Origin of the sequence: Paenibacillus sp. MABNR03 (assembly GCF_050455445.1) — a bacterium.
Classification (GTDB): Bacteria; Bacillota; Bacilli; order Paenibacillales; family Paenibacillaceae; genus Paenibacillus; species Paenibacillus xylanilyticus.
Window position 1 is genome coordinate 127918 of record NZ_JBCIYR010000001.1, and the last position, 15623, is coordinate 143540.

At 48.6% G+C, this 15623-nt stretch carries 13 protein-coding genes; 11 read left to right on the forward strand and 2 right to left on the reverse strand.

Translation table 11 applies throughout. From position 1 onward, the window contains the following. Nucleotides 1–156 precede the first annotated feature (156 nt). The 11 genes from AAIH57_RS00465 (at nucleotide 157) to AAIH57_RS00515 (ending at nucleotide 12746) form a co-directional block, all read left to right on the forward strand. Nucleotides 157–1245, forward strand: coding sequence for a cobalamin B12-binding domain-containing protein (locus AAIH57_RS00465; RefSeq protein WP_175396134.1), 1089 nt, complete (start codon nucleotides 157–159; stop codon nucleotides 1243–1245). A 14-nt stretch (nucleotides 1246–1259) separates the two neighbouring features. After that, nucleotides 1260–2966: a hybrid sensor histidine kinase/response regulator gene (locus AAIH57_RS00470; protein WP_175396133.1), complete on the forward strand. Its 1707-nt coding sequence runs from the start codon at nucleotides 1260–1262 to the stop codon at nucleotides 2964–2966. 123 nt (nucleotides 2967–3089) lie between these two features. After that, complete coding sequence (locus tag AAIH57_RS00475; protein WP_175396132.1) at nucleotides 3090–4043, forward strand: alpha/beta hydrolase; 954 nt, start codon at nucleotides 3090–3092, stop codon at nucleotides 4041–4043. Nucleotides 4044–4226: 183 nt separating this feature from the next. Further along, nucleotides 4227–4577, forward strand: a complete 351-nt coding sequence (locus AAIH57_RS00480; RefSeq protein WP_175396131.1) for a hypothetical protein — start codon at nucleotides 4227–4229, stop codon at nucleotides 4575–4577. Nucleotides 4578–4597: 20 nt separating this feature from the next. Continuing rightward, nucleotides 4598–5311 (forward strand): class I SAM-dependent methyltransferase, encoded by a 714-nt coding sequence (locus AAIH57_RS00485; RefSeq protein WP_175396130.1) that lies wholly within the window; start codon nucleotides 4598–4600, stop codon nucleotides 5309–5311. 104 nt (nucleotides 5312–5415) lie between these two features. Continuing rightward, a complete protein-coding gene (locus AAIH57_RS00490; protein WP_175396129.1) occupies nucleotides 5416–6402 on the forward strand; it encodes an N-acetylglucosamine kinase in 987 nt (328 codons plus the stop codon). A 56-nt stretch (nucleotides 6403–6458) separates the two neighbouring features. After that, the gene (locus AAIH57_RS00495) at nucleotides 6459–6896 is read left to right on the forward strand and encodes a GNAT family N-acetyltransferase (protein WP_430020231.1); all 438 of its coding nucleotides are present in this window, start codon (nucleotides 6459–6461) and stop codon (nucleotides 6894–6896) included. 213 nt (nucleotides 6897–7109) lie between these two features. Next, complete coding sequence (locus AAIH57_RS00500) at nucleotides 7110–7568, forward strand: MarR family winged helix-turn-helix transcriptional regulator (RefSeq protein ID WP_175396127.1); 459 nt, start codon at nucleotides 7110–7112, stop codon at nucleotides 7566–7568. Continuing rightward, nucleotides 7565–10732, forward strand: coding sequence for an MMPL family transporter (locus tag AAIH57_RS00505; protein WP_175396126.1), 3168 nt, complete (start codon nucleotides 7565–7567; stop codon nucleotides 10730–10732). Before AAIH57_RS00500 ends, AAIH57_RS00505 begins: the two co-directional genes overlap by 4 nt. A gap of 189 nt (nucleotides 10733–10921) precedes the next feature. Then, on the forward strand, nucleotides 10922–11548 hold the full coding sequence (locus tag AAIH57_RS00510) for a GDSL-type esterase/lipase family protein (protein ID WP_175396160.1): 627 nt from the start codon (nucleotides 10922–10924) through the stop codon (nucleotides 11546–11548). Between the two features lie 139 nt (nucleotides 11549–11687). Further along, a complete protein-coding gene (locus tag AAIH57_RS00515; RefSeq protein WP_175396125.1) occupies nucleotides 11688–12746 on the forward strand; it encodes a phosphotransferase in 1059 nt (352 codons plus the stop codon). A 122-nt stretch (nucleotides 12747–12868) separates the two neighbouring features. Here AAIH57_RS00515 and AAIH57_RS00520 read toward each other — a convergent pair whose 3' ends face one another. Together AAIH57_RS00520 and AAIH57_RS00525 are read right to left on the reverse strand one after the other, a co-directional pair. Further along, nucleotides 12869–13546, reverse strand: a complete 678-nt coding sequence (locus tag AAIH57_RS00520) for a tetratricopeptide repeat protein (RefSeq protein ID WP_175396124.1) — start codon at nucleotides 13544–13546, stop codon at nucleotides 12869–12871. Between the two features lie 18 nt (nucleotides 13547–13564). Next, the gene (locus AAIH57_RS00525; RefSeq protein WP_175396123.1) at nucleotides 13565–15544 is read right to left on the reverse strand and encodes an elongation factor G; all 1980 of its coding nucleotides are present in this window, start codon (nucleotides 15542–15544) and stop codon (nucleotides 13565–13567) included. Nucleotides 15545–15623 lie beyond the last annotated feature (79 nt).

A 15623-nucleotide genomic window follows, 5' to 3' on the forward strand; every position in this document is an offset into this window, starting at 1 on the left:
AATAGGAAGATTCGAATGGGATGGTTCTCTTGGAGTTGATGTATTTTAAAACGTATATCCCGATCATTAGCTGACTGAGATCGAATCGAACCGCAGCGTAGAGATTACATGATGGTTGAGACGAATGCACAGCACAGCAAGAGGAGGGATAACAAAATGACTCATCAGGAAGCTGGGGAACGCTTGCTAAAAGCGGCAGGTGGGCTAGCTGATAAAATAACGGAAAAGCAGTACACGTTACAACCGGATCTGATAGAACGTTTTGGCGAAAATGGGAGAATGCGTACCCAACAGGATTCACATTATAGTTTGAACTATCTGGCAGAGAGCGTGCTCGTGAAGAGCCCTAACCTTTTTACACATTATATATCATGGCTAAAAACACTTTTGGCGGGTTATCACGTATCGGCGGAAGATCTGGCCATCAATCTGCAGCTGATCAAAGAGACGCTCGAAGAAGAGTTGGACGATGCATCCAAAACACTTGTACTTGATTATTTGGAGATGGGGATCTATCAAACCCAGCATCCTGAGACAATTCAGGGCTTCGTCAATGAAACTTTTCCATATGGCAAAGCAGCCAAGTCCTATTTGCAGGCTTTGCTGGACAGCAAACGCCAAGAGGCATTCCATATTATTGAGCGCGAGTTGGAAGGCGGAGCAAGCATTCGGGATATCTATCGTTACATCTTTCAACCTACTCAATATGAAATTGGCCGTTTATGGCAGTTAAGCCAGATTAGCGTCGCACAGGAGCACTTCTGCACGGCTGCCACTCAGGCGATCATATCGCGACTCTATCCTCGTTGGTTGATCCATGAGGCACAGGAGAAAAGGCTGGTGGCAGCATGTGTGGGCAGTGAACAGCACGAGATTGGTTTGCGCATGCTTGCTGATGTGTTCGAGATGGAGGGCTGGGATACGTACTATTTGGGAGCCAATGTTCCGAATAGCAGTCTGCTTGAGGCGATTGAGCGCCATCAGGGAGATGTGATTGCCATTTCAGTGACCATGACCTATCATCTTCATCTTGCCAAAGAACTTATACAAATGATTCGGAATCACCCGGCAACCTCTCATGTGAAAATCATGGTAGGCGGTTATCCATTTAACATTGATCAAGAGTTGTGGAGGACGATTGGGGCAGACGGCTACGCCCCCGGGGCGGATGAAGCTGTTGCCGTTGCAGAAAATCTGCTGGCCCAGCGATCTGCCAACAGCAATGTTGGTATGATCCGCGAATAGAGAGGAATGACGCAATGTCTAATGATAATGGTGAGATCGAAAAGCTGCGCAGAACGATTGAGCAATTATCGGATCAGATCATTCGCAGCAAAGAGCAGGAAGAGCGAATTCTAAATGAATTCTCGGAAATGAATAATGAATTGGTGACACTTCAGCGTCTGCTGGCCAAGAACAACGCTAGTCTGGATGCCGCACGAAAAGAAGCAGTGGCTGCAGGGGAATCGAAGAGCTCCTTTATTGCCGTAATCAGTCATGACTTCCGCACTCCATTGAATGGGATATTGGGCATGGCTGAACTATTGCAGCTATCCTCCTTGTCGGAGGAACAGCAGAATTCGGTTCAAGTGATTCAAGAGGCAGCGAGACTTCTGCTGAAGCTGATTCAGGATCTTCTTGACTTTTCCAAATTGGAAGCAGGCCAGATGCGTCTTGAGATTGGTGAGGTAGAGCTCGAACCTACTTTTAAATATATCGCTCGTTTGCTTGAACCCAAGGTGATCCAAAATGGGAATCAGTTGGCTGTCGACTGTGATTCGCGAATTTCTCCTGTTCTCGAAGGGGACTCTACGCGGATTACTCAGGTTCTGATTAACCTGATCCAAAATGCCAATAAATTCACAAACCATGGTTTGATAAGCATTCGGGTTATCCTCGTTAAGGAAAGCGAGAGCTCACAATTGATCCGATTTGAGGTAGAAGATACGGGAATCGGCATTGCGGAAGAAGATCAAAAAACGCTGTTCCAGCCTTACGTACAGACGAAACAGGGTCGTTCCAAGGAATATGAAGGAACGGGTCTTGGATTGTCGATATGCAAATCGCTGGTTACGTTAATGGGTGGACAAATCGGGGTAATCAGTCGGGAAGGTGAAGGCTCTACGTTCTGGTTCGAACTGCCGCTTGGACGCAAGTCGGAACCGGAAGAAACTGAAGTTTCTCCAGTGGAAAAACCTTCGGATATGATGGACTCTCCCTTTGAAGAACCCTATTCCTGGCCAATCTTATTGGCCGATGATAATGGTATTAATCGTCAGGTCGTGCTAATGCAGCTTAAGAAACTAGGGATAACACAGGTTGATTACGTGTCCAATGGAGAAGAAGCGGTTTCGGCTTTTCTCAGTAAAAAATATGGGATGATTTTGATGGATAATATGATGCCAATTATGGATGGGCTTGAGGCTACACGTAAAATCAGGGCTATGGAACAGGATGAAATGCGTCATGCCATTCCGATTATCGCAATGACAGGCAACGTCATGGATGGAGAGAAGGAAAAATGTCTTGAAGCCGGAATGAATGATTTTATTGGCAAGCCATTTACATTGGAATCGTTGAGAGGTGTAATCCAAAAATGGCAGCATCCTATGGAATCCAGTGAAATACTAAATATGAGCATTGTGAGTGAGATTGCCGAACTGAACAACGATGGTGATCAGACGCTGCTAGAAACGCTGCTCGACATGTATCGTGCCGAAACACCTGGCAAAATTGAGGTTCTGCGGAGGCATGTCGTCTCGGGAGACCATAATGCTGCTGCGGAGTGTGCTCATGATTTGAAATCAGGAAGTCTGAGCCTTGGAATTGAATACTGTTCAACCCTTTTTGCAAGGATTGAACAGTTTGCCAAAACAGGTCAGGTGATGAAGGCTGAGCCATTGCTCGATGCTTTGATGCCAGCATATCAAGAGGCCTGCCAGGCTTTGGAAAAAGTCATCATTTAAAAGGTTTGCTGTCTTAACGAAAGAGGTTAGGGCGGCAAACCTGTTTTTTCGCCTGAACTTTGAATTGCATTAATCTGTGCTGTGTTATGGATAGAGGATCGTGAGAAGGAGAGAGAAACGTATATGTTGCTATACGGAACAGCTGCATTAATTTTGGTCATTCTTGCTTCAACCTGGATTGGAGGACTGTACTTCTTCAAAACGGCGATCAGGCGCGCACCAAAGTCCTTTTTAGTGGATAATCCCAACCTGATGCCAGAACCGGATAATGAATTCATCAGTAGTGCATCGGACCAGGAGTGGTTGGACAAACAGCATTGTGAAACGGTAAGTATCCTATCCCATGATGGATTGAAATTACAGGGGACATGGCTTGCTTCAGCGGATAAATCTCGTCCAACGGTGATTCTCGCGCACGGGTATTCGGGAAAAGGCAGGGAGATGGCTGGTTTTGCAAGGTTCTACGTGGAGAAAAGAGGCTGCAGCGTACTGATGCCTGATGATCGTGCTCATGGTCAAAGTGAAGGTCATGTGATTGGCTTTGGCTGGCTGGATCGGAAGGATTATGTCGATTGGGTCAATTGGGTCATTGATAAGGTGGGGAAACAGACAGACATTGTGCTGCACGGGATCTCCATGGGCGGTGCTACAGTCCTCATGACAGGTGGAGAGCCCCTTCCGGCTCAGGTGAAAGCGATCGTATCGGACTGCGCCTATACTTCAGTGAAGGATGAGCTCACGTTCCAGCTTAAACAATTATACAAACTGCCAGCCTTTCCTTTTATACCTGTGACCAGTCTGATTTCCAGATGGAAGGCGGGTTACTCCTTCAAGGAGGCATCGGCGCTGAAACAGCTCGCCAAGGTTCAGGTGCCGGTCCTTTTTATTCATGGGGAGGCAGATACCTTCGTCCCTACAGAAATGGTTTACAGACTCTATGAAGCCTGTCCCACTGAAAAAGAACTACTGATCATCCCGCGTGCAGGGCACGGCACAGCTTTTCAAGTGGATCGATCCCGATATGTGGAGGTCCTTGAATCCTTCCTAAACAAGGTGCCAATAAAGCAAGCGAATTAAAATTGGTTGTGCTGGTTAGCGAGTACTGTTTTATGTTGCATTCCCTTTAAGGGAATGCATATATTGAAAGCGTTATCTCATTGTAGGGATGCACTCATAACGCATGTACATTCCCGTTTCCTGATTCCGCACACGGATGTTGGGTAGTTAGATGTAGATGCCTATACCAAGGAGGTGCAGCATTTGCCACGTTCACGTAGAGTTTGCTCTTACTGTCAAGAGGAGATGGGTGAAGACGAGTTTAAATGTAAAGCATGCGGCAATCTTGTTGCGATGAAAACAGTCCCTGTTGAGCGTGCGCAGATAGAAGAATATGAAGAGGCGACATTGGATCGCTACTCCATCGGTCTGCTGGTTTTAACAGCCATTATCCTTCCTCCGATAGCGATTGCCATTGGCGGGGTAATGTTGTTTAATGATGCTCCGTACAAAAGGGATACGGGGAAATTACTTATGACAGGTGCCCTGGTAATGCTGGTCATCTTAGTCTTCATATTCATCGCAGGCTCAGGGACACTGTCAATCAGCTTTTAACATTTATGGAGGTGCCATTCATGGGAAATGAACAATTCGAGGCTGCGCGCAAAGCGGAGGCAGGTTACCATTCCAATTTCTATCAGAATAACGAACTATTCGCATCCGGTACATGGATGGCGAGGCCTATGCCGATGGTGATGGAGATGCTCGAACGTTTGCTTGCTCACCAATCGGAACTGCGGGTTCTTGACCTGGGATGCGGGGTGGGGCGGCATACCATTCCGATTGCACAGCGACTGCAGCATACGAACAGTGAGGTCATTGGTGTCGATCTGCTTGATGAAGCGGTAGAAGGACTTCGAAAATATGCGAAAAAGTATCAGGTAGATCATCTGGTAAAGGCAGAAAAAGCGGATGTAGAACATTACGCCATCAAACCGAATACCTATGACTTCATTGCAGCATGTTCCTGCCTGGAACATGTATCGAATGAGAGTGCGTTCCTTGAAGCACTGGATCGTCTTCAGGCCGGGACACGCGCAGGAGGTATTCATTGCATCACGATGAGTACGAGTGTGGAAGAGCAGGAAATCAGCACTGGACGGCGAATCGAGCCTTTAATTGAGCTCAACCTGCCTACAGCGAAAGCCATTAAATTGCTCGAGAAGGCATATGCTGGCTGGAATATACTGCTTCAGGAACATGTAACCCAGACCATCGAGGAGGAAAAGTATGATGAACCGACACAGTTCCGCTGCGAACTGCTTCGTTTTGCCGTACAGAAGCAATAGAATGGTTCTGCCGGGTGTATGAAGTAGTACAGCCCGGCACAGCGTTCCTTTACAGGGCAGGGAGTATACGTGGAAGCAGTTCATTATTGACAGTGGGGGATAAGATGAGTACATATGTAATAGGTATCGATGGTGGGGGAAGCCACACACGGGTGGTTGTAGCTGATGATTGTGGAAAGCTGCTGTCCTATGTGCAAAAGGGAGGTTGTAATCGTTATCACGATTCCCATGCAGAGCAGCATGTGCTCGGAGGCATTGCTGAAGCGCTGGAGCAGGCAGGCATTCGACCAGAACAGGTGGCTGCCATCCAAGCCGGTATGGCGGGTCTCGATCGGGATGAAGAATTCGCATGGGCTAAGGGAGTGCTCGCCAAAACGGGCATCACAGGTAGAAAAAGTGCCGTAAACGACACGTTTATTGCCCATACGGCTGCCTTTAACGGTGAGCCAGGAATAGTGGCGATAGGTGGCACGGGGTCTCTGATCCTTGCCAGGACGGAGCTAGAAGCATGGATCCGAAACGACCAATTGGGACATTATGCTCCGACGGCAGCGCGTTTTTTGTCTTATGATGCCGTGCATTCTGTTCTTGCAGGCCGTTATGTGCAGCAGGATCAACCATTTATCGAACAAATTCTTGCTTATTGGAATGTACATTCCGTACAAGAGTTGACGGCTCTTGGAGCAGCAGGGTTTGCTGAGAATAAGCAGGAAATGAACCGCAAATTCAGCCAAATGGGTCCTTTGGTAACGAAAGCTGCTATCCGGCAAACCCCACTTGCCATGAGAGTATGTGACTCCGCAGCGGACACAGCGGTTGTGGGGATTCTTATGCTGTCTGGCTGTTTTCGATCTGGGCAGATTTCTTACACACTGACTGGAAGCTGTCTAACTTCACCTTATATGGTGGCTGCCGTTCAGAAGAGGCTAGCCAAAAATAATCAAACTACAGGGAGGACGTTTCAATATATCACCAGTGACCTGCCGGCCGTTGGAGGTGCGCTGCTGGATGCTTATCATCTGGCTGGTATACACGTGAAGGAAGGTACTGCTATTCTGCTTCAGGAGCAGTTAAAACGGTATACGACTTGAACTTAGACAGGCTAACGGCTACAATACGATAACGGATCTATATAGGGGGAATAAGAGTGTTGATCAATCTAAAATCACGCATACAGGAGCCGGAAGTGCAGGAACTGCTGTCCTACTCGGTCTTTCCGGACCCGGAGCAAGTGGGTCGTGCGTTACAACAATATGTACAGAAGGACGAGCTTCTGCTGGATGGATACGAAGATGAAGGGCAGTTAATCGGCTTGATTGGATATGAGCAAACGGGAATCAGTGAAATTACCATCCAACATATCGCAGTGCTGCCTGAAAACCGATTCAAGAACTACGGCCGTGGCATGATTGCACAGCTGCTGGAGAAGTATAACCCGGACAGGCTGATCGCAGAGACGGATCAGGAAGCTGTAGAATTTTACCGCAATACCGGCTTTGTCGTGTACAGTCTGGGTGAGCTGTATCCGGGTGTGGAGCGATTCCGTTGTGTACTCGAAAAAGACGAGGATGCAATCGAAGAATAGTGGATGAAACAGTTTCTACAGGTGAAGATGAAAGCATATCATTTAACAGGGCGTATGACTTAGCGGCAGCTGAGCCTTACGTCCTGTTTTTTTGTCGTGAAAACATAAAAAAACAGGAATAAAGTATTGCATTGCATTATAGTTTCCATATAGAATAGTTTCATTGGAGAATAGTTCGATAAGTGAACTATATTCGCGGAAAGGAGAATGAACATGAACACGCCAGATGCCAAAAGCTTGGTGAACCGCTATTTGGATGCCTCTTTTCTGGTAACCAAACAGTTTGATACACGGATTCGTGAACGGGTGGGGCAAACCATGACAATGGATCAGTTCTGTGCTCTTCGTTTGATCGAAGAGAAGCCTTCTTGCACACCGTCGGATCTGGCAGAACTTCTCTGTGTCGGCAAAAGCAGCATCACCGCACTGGTCAACAAGCTGGTTGATCGGGATTTGGTCGATCGGGCCGGGGATGAGCGGGACCGCAGAGTGGTTTATCTGACACTTACAGATACGGGGCGCCAGGAATACCGCGAGACTGAGCGGGAAATACAGCAGCTTCTGGAGCCTTACCTGGTCCACTTTAAGCCGGAAGAGGTACAAAATTTTATTGAATCCTTTGAGAAGCTGGCAACCTTGCTAACGAATGAGGGAGGACAGGAGAACGAATGAGAACGATTCTGAAAGCAAGATGGTGGTTGATGGGGCTATGGGTTGTTGCAGCCGCCGTATTAATGTTCACTGCTCCTAATATGAGTGAACTGATTCGGGAAAAGGGGCAGTTTTCGGTCCCGGAAGGGTATTCATCAACCCAGGCAGCGGCCATTCTGGACGAAGCGGCTGCACAGAAAGGCGAACAGCAGGGCAGCCAGCTTGCCCTTGTATTTTACAATGCAGATGGCTTGGGTACAGCAGGCAAACAAGAGGCGGAAAAGGCTGTGAAACAGCTGGAAGCGAAGAAAGAAGAGCTCGGTATTTTATCCATTTTGGAGCCTTTCTCACAACCTGAACTGTCAGAAAAGATGATCTCTGCTGATGGCAAAACGATTCTGACGTCTCTGTCCGTTGACCAAGGGGATCGTACGGTTAAGGAAATGCGTGAAGATCTGAACGAAACACTGGAATCGGTCAATGTGGAACACTACATAACCGGTAAAGGGCTAATTGATGAAGATACGGTAGAGAGCTCCCAAGAGGGACTCAAGAAATCGGAATACATTACGGTTGTCTTTATTTTGCTTATTTTGTTCCTTGTATTCCGTTCGTTTGTAGCACCGTTTGTCCCACTGCTTACCGTGGGCATCAGTTATATTGTATCGCAGCAGATCGTAGCGTTCCTGGTGGACGGGGTGGATTTCCCGATCTCAACCTTTACGCAGATCTTCATGGTGGCAGTCATGTTCGGGATTGGTACCGACTACTGCATTCTGCTCATCAGCCGGTTCAAGGAAGAGCTGGCACATCATGAGACGACCTGGGAAGCAATTATTGCAACTTATCGTACAGCAGGTAAAACGGTATTCTTCTCTGCTCTTGCCGTGCTGGTCGGTTTTATCGCAATCGGTTTTGCCCAGTTTATGCTCTATCGTTCCGCAGTGGCGGTCGCTGTCGGCATAGCTGTAATGATGCTTGCTTTGGTTACGATTGTTCCATTCTTCATGGCGGTGCTGGGCAAAAAGCTGTTCTGGCCTTCCAAAGGTTCACTGGACCATGCGGAGAGCAAGATCTATGGAGCAGCCGGTCGCTTCTCTCTAAAACGTCCATGGGCTGCGCTGCTCATCGTTGCCGCCGTCTGTGTGCCACTGCTGGCCACTTACGATGGCAAACTTTCGTTTAACAGTCTGGATGAGATTGGTGAGAAGTATGACTCGGTAAAAGCGTTCAACATTATCTCCGAAAGTTTTGGTCCGGGTGAATCCCTACCGGGTCAGATCGTGATCCAGAACGATGAACCAATGGACAATGCCAAATATATGGCGGTTGCCGAGAAAATCAGTCGCGAAGTGGAGAAGGTGCCGGGAATCTCCGGGGTACGCAGCATGACAAGACCGACGGGTGACGAGATCAAGGATTTCGAAGTGACTCAGCAAGTGGGGACATTGTCGGATGGACTCGGTGAAGGCAAGACGGGTCTGGATAAAATCCGTGATGGGCTGAGTGAGGCAAGCAATCAATTAAGCAAAAACGAACCCCAGATCAAAGAAGCAGCAAGTGGTGCAGGAGAACTGAGCAAAGGCACGTCCCAGCTGCAATCGGGAATTAGCCAGTTGTCCGAAGGCCTTCAGCAGATTGAGAAAGGAATTCGTGATGGCTCGTCAGGAGCTGGTGATCTGAAAGCTGGTCTTCAGCAGGCGAGAACAAGTGCGGACCAACTTGCACAGGCCAATAATCAGCTGCTTGAAGCATATCGTCAGGCTGGAGCAGGTGTAGCTGCACTGGGCGAGGGAGCCGGAGAACTGCAGCAGCAGCTCACAGGTGTCTCCATGGCACTGACCAGTCTGAATGAATCGTTTGCTGCTCTCGAAGAACGGTACCCCGAACTGCAGCAAGATGCGGATTATCAGCGGGTTAAAGGTACACTTGGTGAAACGGGAACAGGCACAGCCCAATTGGCTCAAGCACTGGATCAGATTGTAAGCAAGCTGGGTGAAGCTGCTGCTGGAATCAATCAGGCGAATGAAGGGTATGCTTCAGCTGCATCTGGACAAAAGGCTCTCGCAGAGGGACTGGGTCAGATTGTGACGGGAATAGGCCAGCTCGAAACAGGGCTCAAGCAGGCAGCTGACGGTCAAGGTAAAGTGATCAGCGAGATTCCTTCTATCCAGAATGGTCTGGATCAGCTTCAGGGCGGTCAGGAGAAGATTAGTCAAGGCTTCTCGGATCTAAGTGGTCAACTGACACAATTAACCGATGGTCTGAATCAAAGTGTGGATGGGATCGAGCAGGTATCAGGGGGTCTCGATTCAGCACAAGACTATTTGACACAGCTGCAAAATTCACCGGACTCCGACCTGGCAGGCTGGTATGTACCTGAAGAAGCACTGAGCAACAAAGACTTCGCACAGGTATTTGACACATATCTGTCTCAAGATCGGAAGACGATGACGGTAGATGTTATTTTTGCCGAGAATCCATATGGTATTGAAGCCATTGATCGTGTGCCGGATATTGAAGCAGCCGTTCACCGTGCCGTACAGGGAAGTGCCTTGGAAAAAGCGGATATTGCCGTTGGCGGTGTAACAAGTACGTTCGCAGACTTGCAGGAGATCTCCAACAACGACTATACGCGCACGGTAATGCTCATGCTTGCAGGTACATTTATCATCCTTGTCCTGTTGTTGAGATCAGTGATCATGCCGCTGTATCTGATCGTTTCCCTGTTACTCGCGTATTTCACGTCCATGGCGTTGACAGAAGCCATCTTCGTCAATATCCTTGGATTTGCGGGCATCAGCTGGGTTACGCCGTTCTTCGGATTCGTGATGCTGATCGCACTAGGTGTGGATTACAGTATCTTCCTGATGGATCGGTTCAATGAAAACAAAGGTATGAGAGTTCAGGATGCGATGCTGTACGCGATGAAGAACATGGGTACGGTCATTCTGTCGGCAGCTGTTATTCTCAGCGGAACATTTGCTGCCATGTATCCATCCGGCGTTCTCTCAATGATGCAGATTGCTACAGTTGTTCTTAGTGGTTTGGTCCTGTATTCGCTGTTGTTCCTGCCGTTCTTCGTGCCTGTTATGGTGAAGATGTTCGGCCGTGCCAACTGGTGGCCTTTCCCCAACAAGGAACAGAATGAGTCAACGGATTCAGATCGTACCATTAGCATGTAATTGAAAGATGTAGAGGGCCTCTGTGGAATTTTATAATACCGCAGGGGTTCTTTTCTTTTCATTTTGAGCTATACACGGATAGCAGAAAAATAAAGGTTTACGCCTACGGACATCATCCCGCGCCTTGTATCCGGTTCTCTCATATAGATATAGCAGTCATTCATAAGTTAGCAGAGAGGGGCGACGGTGATGGTATATCGATATACGGCCATTGGGGACTCGTTGACGGTAGGTACAGGCGCACTGCTGGGCACCGGGTTTGTTCCTTTGTACCGTAGAATGGCAGAAACGAATGTTCGTACATTTGTTTCGATGGATAATATGGGGGTCAACGGACTAACCTCAGGTGAATTGTTGCAAATGGTATCTTCTCATGCAAGAGTACGGCAATCCCTGCGAGAAGCCGATATCATCACGATGTCCATTGGCGGAAATGATCTGATTCGGACTTTCAAAGCGAGTGGCGGCATTCCAAGCGCCAGTAAAATGACACAGGTACTGGGAGACACCCGCAGTAATGTGTCCCAGATCATGAGGCACATCCGGCAGCTAAAAGGAAATAGTGTATACATGGTCCGATCCATCGGATTGTACAACCCGTATCCCCAGGCGGCTGAGGCAGCCTATTGGGTTAGGCAGTATAATTCATTTCTAAATGGTGCAGGTTCGGGGAACTATGCCTGTGCTCAGGTATATGACCGGTTTGAGGGTCATGAACGGGAACTGTTATTCTGGGATCGTGTTCACCCCAATGCCAGAGGATATCGTGTCATTGCGGATCAACTAAACCGTACGGGGTACAAACCTTTTGTTTGAAGAAATCTCAATAGGATATCAAGTCAATGGGATAGCTGATCCAGACTGGACCAGAGATCGGCCTTCCGTTAAGATGAGAGGAATGAGATGTTTTCCTGATCGACCCATATAGATACTGCAAATGAAGGAGCTATAATCGGTGCACAACATTCATTTACGTCCTCAAGAGGATGCGGAACGACAGCTGATACAGGAAGTGATATCCCTATGTTCACCTCAGTCACGCTGGGAAGCAGAACGAGGATACGGCGGCATGAACAACACGACGTACCTGCTTAAACTGGATGGCGAGAGATACGTGCTCAGACTGTATGAGACACATACGGATACCGTGAAAATTGCTTTTGAACATCACGTGTTGTCCGCATTGAATCAATCGGAATTCGAGCTTCAGGTGCCATCTCCTGTCCAGGTGAACAAGGGTGAGGGACCCACGTTTCTTTCCGTCAATGATCCCCATAATGGACATTACAAAATTGTATCGATGTTCACGTATTGCAGGGGCAAGAATCCGGTCTGGAATACGCCGGATCAGCTCATTGAATTAGGTAAGGCAGCGGGGCTGCTGTCCTCGGCTTTGGCTAAACTGGAAGTATCTCTTGAACCGGTATACCCGCCTTATTATCAGATTCAACAGGCGTACCCGCTCTGTCCACCAGACAAATTGATACAGTTGTGTCTGTCACCACCTGATGAGTTGAAGGAATGCGCTGAAGAAATGCAGGAACTGCTGCCGGTGCTTCCAGCTCTGTTCGAGGCACTAAATGGCATGGATGATCTGCCGCATCAACTGGTTCACGGGGATGTGAATGCATCAAACGTATTGTCGGATGACCATGGCCGCATCTGTGCTATTCTGGATTTCGAGTTTGCCACATGGGATTTGCGGGTGATGGAGCTTGCTGTCCCCATGTCGGACCTGCTGACGATGGACAAGAGTGATGAATGGATGTGGCAGGCACTGGAGGGACTGATTCGCGGATTTCAGAAACAGGTGAGACTGGAGACGGAGGAACTGCGGGCCATCCCGCAGCTTATTCTGCTGCGCAGTCTTGATGTGGTCATGCATTTTATTAGCCGAATGTTCGAAGGTACGGATGAACCGGAAGTTGCAGTGAACCAGATCATTAAACTTAGAGAACGGATTGAATGGATGAATAGCAATGAGGAACGGTTACGACAATTGTTATGGGTTTAAGCGTGTTTCTGAGCTTATCATTGGATTGCAAAAGAACGCTGATTTCTGTTTTGGACAGAAACCAGCGTTCTTTTGCGTTTGGGAACATACCCGATCGGAAAACAGATCTTGCAGCGTGCGCTTTACAATCCGCGTTTGCGGAACCAACTGCGGACTGCCCAGCGGCGTTCCTGGCGTTTTTTGTATTTTGGCAGAGAACGATAGACGTTCAGGGATTGCTCATAGGCATGCTTGGCGTCAGCAGTGCGTTCAAGCGAACGGTAGACTGAGCCCAGCAAATAGTAAGCCTCACTCGATGAAGAGTGGATGTCCTGGAATTGTTGGACGTAGAACAATGCTTTGTCCCGATGTGTTTCCTTAAAGGCATTGGCTAGCGTTAAATAGGGCTGACCATACTTTACCCTTGGATTAATATCCAGAGCCTGAAGGATATGACGCTCGCCATCTTCGGTTTTACCGAGGTGCAGTTCTGTCGTCCCGAGTGCCTCCCAGTATTCAGCAGATTGCTCATACGGGCGTTCCAGCTCCAGCAGCAATTCATAGGCTTCCTTATAACGTTTGCGTTCAATCAGAAGTCTGGCCAGATCAAGTTTGGAAGAAACCTCATTGGGACTCAGCGCAATCTGCTGGCGCAGCCTTGAGATCGTGCGCATGCGCTTGAGCGGCTTCATGAAACTGGGGAATACTCCGACATAGCGGCGATCCAGGAAATACAAAATAATGAGGAAAATCAGGACAGCTACGAACGGATTGCCAACAATCCGCCATAACAGGCCAAATATCAAAAATTTAATCAGCACGACAAGATTCAACTCCGTTTATGATGTAATCGCGTTACGAACGCTTAAAATATACTTGGATTGGTCCAGTGGATTCACACCTCTGCGTTTGCGCGTTGGATTCGCGTCTGGAGGACAATCCTGATATCCGGCAAAAGAGGTAACAAGTACACCGCGTCCGCCCGTTTCCGAGCGGAGTTTTACCGGATAATCCATGGAGGTGGCTAGCGGAAGCTGCCCTTCCACGATGCATCTTCCTCCGCCAATGACAGGCGCTTCGAACGTTGCCCGCATATGTACGAGATCACTGAGCGCCTTGCCGCCGTATTCTTCCGGTACTGTCAGCCGGAACTGCAGCAGCGGTTCCAACAGTTTGGTACCGATACGAGCCAGGCCGTCCATGATTCCCATGGGTGTGGCAACGACAAAGTCCAGTGGATGCGTATGCCAGACATGATGCTCTCCTTCAATGAGCGTTACCCGCAGGTCGGTTACTTCCCAGCCGTACATGCCCTGTGAGAGTGCTTCTGGGACCCGGCGCTGGACTTCGTTTTGATATCGAAGCAGCAGCTGGTCTGTTCGAACTGTAGATTCGTAGACCAGACCGCTGCCCCGAGGCAAAGGTTCCATTTTAAATCTAAGAATGGCCCAGCAAGGCTTAGGCATGGTGTAGGCGATGAACCCTTCACCTGGAGCGCTCAGTGTTTCTTTGTAGATTACGGAAGGGGGGTCAAAAACCACATCTAGTCCAAACCGGCTCATTAACAGGCTGGACAGAATTTCAAGCTGAATGGTTCCCATAACTTTGAGATGCAATTCCCGGTCTTCAGGCAGCCATTGCAGATCAAGCAAAGGATCCTCATCCGTCAATTCCTGTAATGCAGCGACGAGGTCGGGATAACGTGCCGGATCCTGGCCATGAACTTGTACGGTCAGCAAAGGTACAGCCATTTGCGGCATGGGGGGGACTGCATCCGGGCTCCCGATAATGTCTCCAACATGCGTTTCGCTCAGGCCGTAAAGGGCTGCAATCTGACCGCTGTGTACTGAACCGGTATCCATCCATTTGCGCCCATCCATCTGGCGGATTTGCGTCACTTTTTCCTCCAGTCCTCTGGTGGTGTTGTAGATCGTGTCCCGGTTGTGAATGCTGCCTCCATACATGCGTACATAAGCTGTACGACCCATTGTTTTATTCCGCTCAATTTTGAACACAACCCCGGATACTGCGAGATCCTCTATCTGAGCAGGAGGCGGGAGAAAGCGGATGACGGTATCAAGAAGTTCCGATACCCCGATCCCTTTTCCCGAAGCCCCAAAACAAACCGGGAATATTTCGCCCTGATGCACCAGTTTACGGAATGCCAAATCGATCTGCTCTGGTGGAAGGTGTGCTTCATTAATATAGGCTTCCATAATGTCTTCATCCAGTTCTGCAATGATTTCAACGAGCCCGGGGAGCGTTTGCTGATCCACAAGGGAGTTTTCATGCCATAAGGAACGAACGCCAATAAACAAGTCTTCCTCCATCAAGCAGGATTGTACTGCACATGCAGAGGGGGAAAATGTGGAGCGAATCTGTTCCATAATTGCTGCTGCAGAAGCACCGATGCGATCCATTTTATTGATATAGATGATGGTGGGAATACGAAGGGAGCGCAGGGCATGCCAGATAGTCTCGCTCTGGGACTGAATGCCTTCCACGGCTGATAAAATCAGAATGGCACCATCCATCACGCGCAGCGAACGCTCCACTTCAGAGCTGAAATCGATATGTCCCGGGGTATCGACCAGGTCAATTACGGTATTTTTCCAAGTTAGTGAGGTCATGGCAGCCTGCACCGATATTCCCCGTTCTTTCTCAATATCCAGAGAATCCGTGGCTGCGGTGCCATCATCTACCCGGCCGGGACTGCGTACTATGCCGCCATGAAATAACATATGTTCTGTTGTGGTTGTTTTGCCTGCATCTACGTGAGCGAAGATACCGATATTTCGGCGATTGAATTCGTTTTGCATGGGATGTAAAGCTCCTCTGAACGAAGAAACGTATCGTTTCTGACATTGTTATTCCGTACTATCATACCACACGACTGTA

What these genes read in the sequence shown, in the direction of transcription:
- AAIH57_RS00465 (WP_175396134.1), top strand. Translation starts at nt 157, where the DNA reads ATGACTCATCAGGAAGCTGGGGAACGCTTGCTAAAAGCGGCAGGTGGG.
- AAIH57_RS00470 (WP_175396133.1), top strand. Translation starts at nt 1,260, where the DNA reads ATGTCTAATGATAATGGTGAGATCGAAAAGCTGCGCAGAACGATTGAG.
- AAIH57_RS00475 (WP_175396132.1), top strand. Translation starts at nt 3,090, where the DNA reads ATGTTGCTATACGGAACAGCTGCATTAATTTTGGTCATTCTTGCTTCA.
- AAIH57_RS00485 (WP_175396130.1), top strand. Translation starts at nt 4,598, where the DNA reads ATGGGAAATGAACAATTCGAGGCTGCGCGCAAAGCGGAGGCAGGTTAC.
- AAIH57_RS00490 (WP_175396129.1), top strand. Translation starts at nt 5,416, where the DNA reads ATGAGTACATATGTAATAGGTATCGATGGTGGGGGAAGCCACACACGG.
- AAIH57_RS00500 (WP_175396127.1), top strand. Translation starts at nt 7,110, where the DNA reads ATGAACACGCCAGATGCCAAAAGCTTGGTGAACCGCTATTTGGATGCC.
- AAIH57_RS00505 (WP_175396126.1), top strand. Translation starts at nt 7,565, where the DNA reads ATGAGAACGATTCTGAAAGCAAGATGGTGGTTGATGGGGCTATGGGTT.
- AAIH57_RS00510 (WP_175396160.1), top strand. Translation starts at nt 10,922, where the DNA reads ATGGTATATCGATATACGGCCATTGGGGACTCGTTGACGGTAGGTACA.
- AAIH57_RS00525 (WP_175396123.1), bottom strand. Translation starts at nt 15,544, where the DNA reads ATGCAAAACGAATTCAATCGCCGAAATATCGGTATCTTCGCTCACGTA.